Annotated in this window: 5 protein-coding genes, 2 pseudogenes and 1 riboswitch; of the genes and pseudogenes, 3 read left to right on the plus strand and 4 right to left on the minus strand. The window is 69.1% G+C overall.

The genetic code is table 11. From position 1 onward, the window contains the following. Together QBJ89_RS19960 and QBJ89_RS19965 are read right to left on the minus strand one after the other, a co-directional pair. Positions 1 to 219 (minus strand): annotated as a pseudogene (locus QBJ89_RS19960) (anti-sigma factor); the annotation flags it as partial. Beyond that, positions 209 to 787 (minus strand): sigma-70 family RNA polymerase sigma factor, encoded by a 579-nt coding sequence (locus tag QBJ89_RS19965; RefSeq protein ID WP_277982204.1) that lies wholly within the window; start codon positions 785 to 787, stop codon positions 209 to 211. The gene QBJ89_RS19965 and the pseudogene QBJ89_RS19960, both read right to left, overlap by 11 nt. A gap of 132 nt (positions 788 to 919) precedes the next feature. Between QBJ89_RS19965 and QBJ89_RS19970 the strand changes: the two genes are divergently transcribed. The 3 genes from QBJ89_RS19970 (at position 920) to thiC (ending at position 5,100) form a co-directional block, all read left to right on the plus strand. Further along, the gene (locus tag QBJ89_RS19970; RefSeq protein ID WP_277982205.1) at positions 920 to 1,942 is read left to right on the plus strand and encodes a ferritin-like domain-containing protein; all 1,023 of its coding nucleotides are present in this window, start codon (positions 920 to 922) and stop codon (positions 1,940 to 1,942) included. A gap of 58 nt (positions 1,943 to 2,000) precedes the next feature. Next, complete coding sequence (locus tag QBJ89_RS19975) at positions 2,001 to 3,029, plus strand: ferritin-like domain-containing protein (protein WP_277982206.1); 1,029 nt, start codon at positions 2,001 to 2,003, stop codon at positions 3,027 to 3,029. A gap of 72 nt (positions 3,030 to 3,101) precedes the next feature. Continuing rightward, positions 3,102 to 3,213, plus strand: a riboswitch (TPP riboswitch). Between the two features lie 39 nt (positions 3,214 to 3,252). Then, a complete protein-coding gene (thiC, locus tag QBJ89_RS19980; protein ID WP_277982207.1) occupies positions 3,253 to 5,100 on the plus strand; it encodes a phosphomethylpyrimidine synthase ThiC in 1,848 nt (615 codons plus the stop codon). Between the two features lie 87 nt (positions 5,101 to 5,187). Here thiC and QBJ89_RS20150 read toward each other — a convergent pair whose 3' ends face one another. Both QBJ89_RS20150 and QBJ89_RS19990 read right to left on the minus strand, forming a co-directional pair. Continuing rightward, the gene (locus QBJ89_RS20150) at positions 5,188 to 5,331 is read right to left on the minus strand and encodes a type II toxin-antitoxin system YoeB family toxin (protein WP_347342845.1); all 144 of its coding nucleotides are present in this window, start codon (positions 5,329 to 5,331) and stop codon (positions 5,188 to 5,190) included. Positions 5,332 to 5,509: 178 nt separating this feature from the next. Beyond that, a pseudogene (locus QBJ89_RS19990) lies at positions 5,510 to 5,780 on the minus strand (type II toxin-antitoxin system Phd/YefM family antitoxin); the annotation flags it as partial.

Raw genomic sequence — 5,780 nt, forward strand, 5'->3', positions numbered from 1 at the left:
CGGCGTGTCGATCGCGGCGAGCACGCGCGCTTCCAGCTCGGGCGGCGGCACCGACTCGGGGAAGGCCAGCGCGAGCGGCGCGAGCCATTCTTCCCAGCGCGCCACCTCGGCGGCGAAGGCGCGGTCACCGGCGAGCCGGGCGCGCGCCGCGACCAGCTCGGCGCCGTCGAGCACCCCGAGCGCCAGCTCGGCGGCGAGGGCCTGATCGTCAGGCGTCATCGGACAGGCACTCGCGGAGCCGCAGCAGCGCGCGGCGGATCAGGCTCTTCATCGTACCCAGCGGCGTGCCGTCGCGCGCCGCCAGCTCGGCATAGGTGACGCCGTCGTAGAAAGCGGCGCGCACCGCGTCGCGCGGCCTCGGCTCGAGCGTCTCGAGACAGTCGGCGATCCGCCCGCGCTCCTCCTCCGCGAGCAGCTCGGTGTCGGCGCGCGGCGCCGGATCGATCGGCTCGGCCATGCTGCCCGCTTCGGCCAGCGGCGCGGTGACGTGCTGGCGGCGCCGCCAGTCGATCGCGCGGTGACGCGCGATCGTCGCCAGCCAGGTGATCGGGCTCGCCCGTCCCGGCTCATAGCCGCCCGCGCGGCGCCACACTTGCACGTACACGTCCTGCAACACGTCCTCCGCGGCCTGCCGCTCGCCGCAGATACGCAGGCAGATGCCGAACAGCTTCGCCGAGGTGAGTCGATACAGCCGCTGGAAGGCGTCGCGGTCCTCCGTGGCCACGGCGAGCAGCACGCGCACCAGCTCGGCGCGTCGCGCGGCCGCGTCTGAGGGCGCCGCGGTCACGGCTTGGCAGCGCCCGAATATTCCGCCACTCGCTGCATCCTTCGTGTCGCTCCGTCGTATGTGTCGTAACCTGACGTCGGTTAGGAAGTGTGGCAAGCACGGCGCGTCGGGACAACTAGGAAAGGGCCTGTCATGCCGGATCGCCAGCCGTTGATGGAGACGCTTGAGGCGCGCGCGCGCCGCCGCGACTCGCGCCGCGACTTCTTCACCCAGGTCGCCGGTGCCGCCGCGATCGGGGCCACCGCTTTGGCCGCTTCGGCGCAGGCGCAGACCTCGCCCAGTCCGACGCCCACCGCCACCTTCACCGAGGCGGACGTGCTCAACTTCGCGCTAAACCTCGAATATCTCGAGGCGAACTTCTACTCCTTCGCCGCCACCGGCGCGGCGCTCGCCGCGGCCGACACCAGCGGCAACGTCGGCACGGCGGGTGCGGCAACGGGCGGCCGCGCGGTAGGATTCAAGGACGCGCTCGTCGGGCAATATGCGCGCGAGATCGCGGCGGACGAGCTGGCGCACGTGCGCTTCCTGCGCAGCCAGTTCAGCGACACCACGCGCGCCGCGCAGCCCGCGATCGACCTCAGCGTCAGCGCCACCAGCGCGTTCAGCGTGGCCGCGCGCGCGGCGGGGCTGATCCAGGCGGGCCAGAGCTTCGATCCCTACGCCTCAGACGAGAACTTCCTGCTCGGCGCGTTCATCTTCGAGGACGTCGGCGTCACCGCCTACAAGGGCGCGGCGCCGCTGATCAGCAACAAGGTCTTCGTCGAGGCCGCCGCGGGGATCCTCGCGGTGGAGGCCTATCACGCCGCGATCATTCGCTCGGTGCTGTACCGCAAGGGGTTGGCGACGCCGTCGCTGCAGCTGATCGAGGCGACCACGGCGATCTCCGACGCGCGCGACACGCTCGACGGCAAAACCGCGACGACGGATGCGGTGCGCGGCATCGCGGCCGAGGACGACCAGGGCATCGCCTCCACCACGACGAGCGACGGCACGGTCTCGAACATCGTGCCGCTCAACGAGAATGGCATCGCCTACAGCCGCTCGGCCGGGCAGGTGCTCAACATCGTCTACCTCAACGCCGCGGCGGTGAGCAGCGGCGGCTTCTTCCCCGCCGGCGTCAACGGCAACATCAAGACGAGCGCGGCATCGGCCTGAGGCGTGTGACCGCCCCCGATCGCCTTTCCCGTATCGCCCTGACTGAGGGACCGTCATCATGATCAAGGATTCCGTCTTCGCCGCGCTCGAGCTCGCCAATGAGCGACGCGCCGAACGCCGCCGCTTCCTCAAGCTCGCCAGCGCCGGTGCCGCCGCGGCAGGGGGCTTGGGCCTGCTTTCCGCCTGCGGCAGCGACAACAACGACAATACGCCGACCCCGACGCCGTCGCCGACGCCGACTTCCACCGCCAGCGGGGTGTCGACCGATGTCGGCATCCTCCAGCTCGCGCTCAACCTCGAGTATCTCGAGGCGCAATTCTACTCGATCGCGGCGTTCGGCCGGCGGCTGCCTGATGCGAGCCTGACGGGTGCGGTGGGCACGCGCGGCGACGTCACCGGCGGGCGCAAGGTCGAGTTCGCCGATCCGGTGATCGCCTCCTACGCGCGCGAGATCGCGGGCGACGAGATCGCGCACGTCACCGCGCTACGCGCGGTGCTGACCGCGGCGGGATCGACACTGGTGATCGCGCAGCCCGCGATCAACATCGACGGCGGCGCGACGGGGGCGTTCACCGCCGCGGCGCAGGCGGCCGGCGTGGTCGCGTCGGGGCAGACCTTCGATCCCTATGCGAGCGACGAGAATTTCCTGCTCGCCGCCTTCCTGTTCGAGGATCTCGGCGTCACCGCCTACAAGGGTGCGTCGCCGCTGATCACCAGCGCAACCTATCTCGAAGCGGCGGCGGGAATCCTCGCCGCCGAGGCTTATCATGCCGGGCTGATCCGCACCGAGTTGTTCAACCTCGGGCTCGACGCACGCGCCAAGGCCAACAAGCTGTCCGCCGCACGCGACCTGCTCGACGGCACCGGCACGCGCGACGGACCCCTGGCCACGGCGGACGCCAACGGCGCGCTCACGGTCGCCGACCTGGTGCCCGCCGACTCCAATTCGATCGCCTACAGCCGCTCCTCCGCGCAGGTGCACAACATCGCCTATCTCACCACCTCCGCGAAGGTGGGCGGCGGGTTCTTCCCGGCCGGCACCAACAACTCGATTGAGGCGCTGCGCACGTCGGGCGCCACCGCCTGATCGGGCCGGCGCCGCTCGTCGCGGAGCCGGAGCAAGCGGCCCTTTGCTTGTCCGCTCGATCCGGCTATGACGGTGGCTTCCCCGGGGGACCGCCGATGCCGCGGTTGAGAGGAGGGCGGCAGCCCTCGACCCGCCGAACCTGATCCGGTTGACACCGGCGTAGGGAGTGGAGCGGCGTCCCCCGGGCGAACCGTCTTCTCCCGCGAGCACGAGGAGAAGACGCATGGCCGACGTCCCCGCCCGCACCGAGATCGGTGTCACCACTGGCCCGATCCGCGGTTCGCGCAAGATCCATGTCGGTCCGCTCGGCGTGGCGATGCGGCAGATCCAGCTCGATCCCGGCTGCGGCGAACCGCCGCTCAACGTCTACGACACCAGCGGCCCCTATACCGATTCGGCCGCGGCGATCGACATCATGGCGGGCCTGCCCGCGCGCCGCACCGCCTGGATCGAAGCGCGCGGCGACGTCGAGCGCTACGACGCGCGCGCGTTGCGCCCCGAGGACAACGGCCAGCTCGGGCCGGATCGCTCGGGCGGTGTGCAGCCCTTCCCCAACGTCAACAAGCGGCCGCTGCGCGCCAAGGCCGGCGCCAACGTCAGCCAGATGCACTACGCGCGGCGCGGCATCATCACGCCCGAGATGGAATATGTCGCCACGCGCGAGAATCTCGGGCGCGCGATGCTCGCCGAATATGTCCGCGATGGCGAGGACTTCGGCGCCGCCATCCCCGATTACGTCACCCCCGAATTCGTCCGCGACGAGGTGGCGCGCGGGCGCGCGATCATCCCCTCGAACATCAACCACTCCGAGAGCGAGCCGATGGCGATCGGGCGCAACTTCCTGGTCAAGATCAACGCCAACATCGGCAACAGCGCAGTGGCGTCGAACGTCGCCAGCGAGGTCGACAAGCTCGTCTGGTCGATCCGCTGGGGCGCGGACACGGTGATGGACCTCTCCACCGGGCGCAACATCCACGACACGCGCGAGTGGATCATCCGCAACTCGCCGGTGCCGATCGGCACGGTGCCGATCTACCAGGCGCTGGAGAAGGTCGGCGGGATCGCCGAGGAGCTGACCTGGGAGATCTTCCGCGACACGCTGATCGAGCAGGCCGAGCAGGGCGTCGACTATTTCACCATCCACGCCGGCGTGCGGCTGCCGTACATCCCGATGACCGCCAAGCGCGTCACCGGGATCGTCTCGCGCGGCGGCTCGATCATGGCGAAATGGTGCCTGTCGCATCACAAGGAATCGTTCCTGTACGAGCGGTTCGACGAGATCACCGAGATCATGAAGGCGTACGACATCGCCTATTCGCTCGGCGACGGCCTGCGCCCCGGCAGCATCGCCGACGCCAACGACGAGGCGCAATTCGCCGAGCTCTACACGTTGGGCGAGCTGACCAAGCGCGCCTGGGCACAGGACGTGCAGGTGATGATCGAGGGCCCCGGCCATGTGCCGATGCACAAGATCAAGCAGAACATGGAAAAGCAGCTCGAGGCGTGCGGCGAGGCGCCCTTCTATACGCTCGGGCCGCTCACCACCGACATCGCGCCGGGCTACGACCACATCACGTCGGGCATCGGCGCGGCGATGATCGGTTGGTACGGCACCGCGATGCTCTGCTACGTCACGCCCAAGGAGCATCTCGGCCTGCCCGACCGCGACGACGTCAAGGTCGGCGTCGTGACGTACAAGCTGGCCGCGCATGCGGCGGATCTGGCGAAGGGGCACCCGGCGGCGAAGCTGCGTGACGACGCGCTGTCGCGGGCCCGCTTCGAGTTCCGCTGGCGCGACCAGTTCAACCTGTCGCTCGATCCCGACACCGCCGAGTCGTACCACGATCAGACGCTGCCCGCCGAGGGCGCGAAGACCGCGCATTTCTGCTCGATGTGCGGGCCCAAGTTCTGCTCGATGAAGATCACGCAGGAGGTGCGGGACTTCGCCGCCAAGCAGAACGCGCCGGTGGCGAGCTTCGTCGCGGCGGAGGATGCCGAGGCAGGCATGGCGGCGATGAGCGAGCGGTTCAAGGAGACGGGTGGGGAGGTGTATCTGCCGGCGGAGAACTGATCGGTGCTCGGGATGGCTCCTTGAGCGTCCGGGCTCGAGCGGTTGCGGTGCCATCGCGCCGACCTAATCCGGGTCGGCGCTGTTGCCTCAATAATGATAGCGGCAATGTGCCACTTGCAGCACCTGATCGACACCAATGCCGAGAACTCGATCGACGAGTCGATGCTCCTGCGTGATGCGGCGCGACCACCAGCCTGATAGATTGCCGCCGAGCGGCTCAGGCTTGCCGATGCCGCTGAACGGATGTCACCGACATTCTTCGATCAGCGCGTTGAGCTTGGTGAACAGCTTGGCGTCCTGCGCATGCAGGTCGAGATACTCGGACCATGAGCGCGCCGAGATTTGGACCTTCACGGACGCAAAAGCTCGTGCTCCTCACGACCCCCGGTCTCCGGTTCGGCGATGCTCGCTAGCAGTCGCTTGGCATTGGCGGCGGAGCGAAGCAGATGGAGTGTCTCCTCGATCGAGGCCCGTTCGCCGCGGAGATCAGGACGGCGCCCTCGCCGCGCTCTCGCGTGATCGCGAGCGGGGCTCGATCGGCCACGACCTTCTCGATCATCGCGTCGAGGTTCTCCCGCGCTTCGAAGCGGGAGACGGCCTGCATGATCGAGAGATGGATAATCTTCGCGGTGGCGTCACCGAGCGCCGGGGTGCCCGCGACCCATTCAGGTGCTCCACGC

The organism is Sphingomonas phyllosphaerae (assembly GCF_029623345.1).
GTDB lineage: Bacteria > Pseudomonadota > Alphaproteobacteria > Sphingomonadales > Sphingomonadaceae > Sphingomonas > Sphingomonas phyllosphaerae_C.

Coding starts and splice junctions, on each gene's coding strand:
- thiC (WP_277982207.1), top strand. CDS start 3,253: ATGGCCGACGTCCCCGCCCGCACCGAGATCGGTGTCACCACTGGCCCG.
- QBJ89_RS19970 (WP_277982205.1), top strand. CDS start 920: ATGCCGGATCGCCAGCCGTTGATGGAGACGCTTGAGGCGCGCGCGCGC.
- QBJ89_RS19975 (WP_277982206.1), top strand. CDS start 2,001: ATGATCAAGGATTCCGTCTTCGCCGCGCTCGAGCTCGCCAATGAGCGA.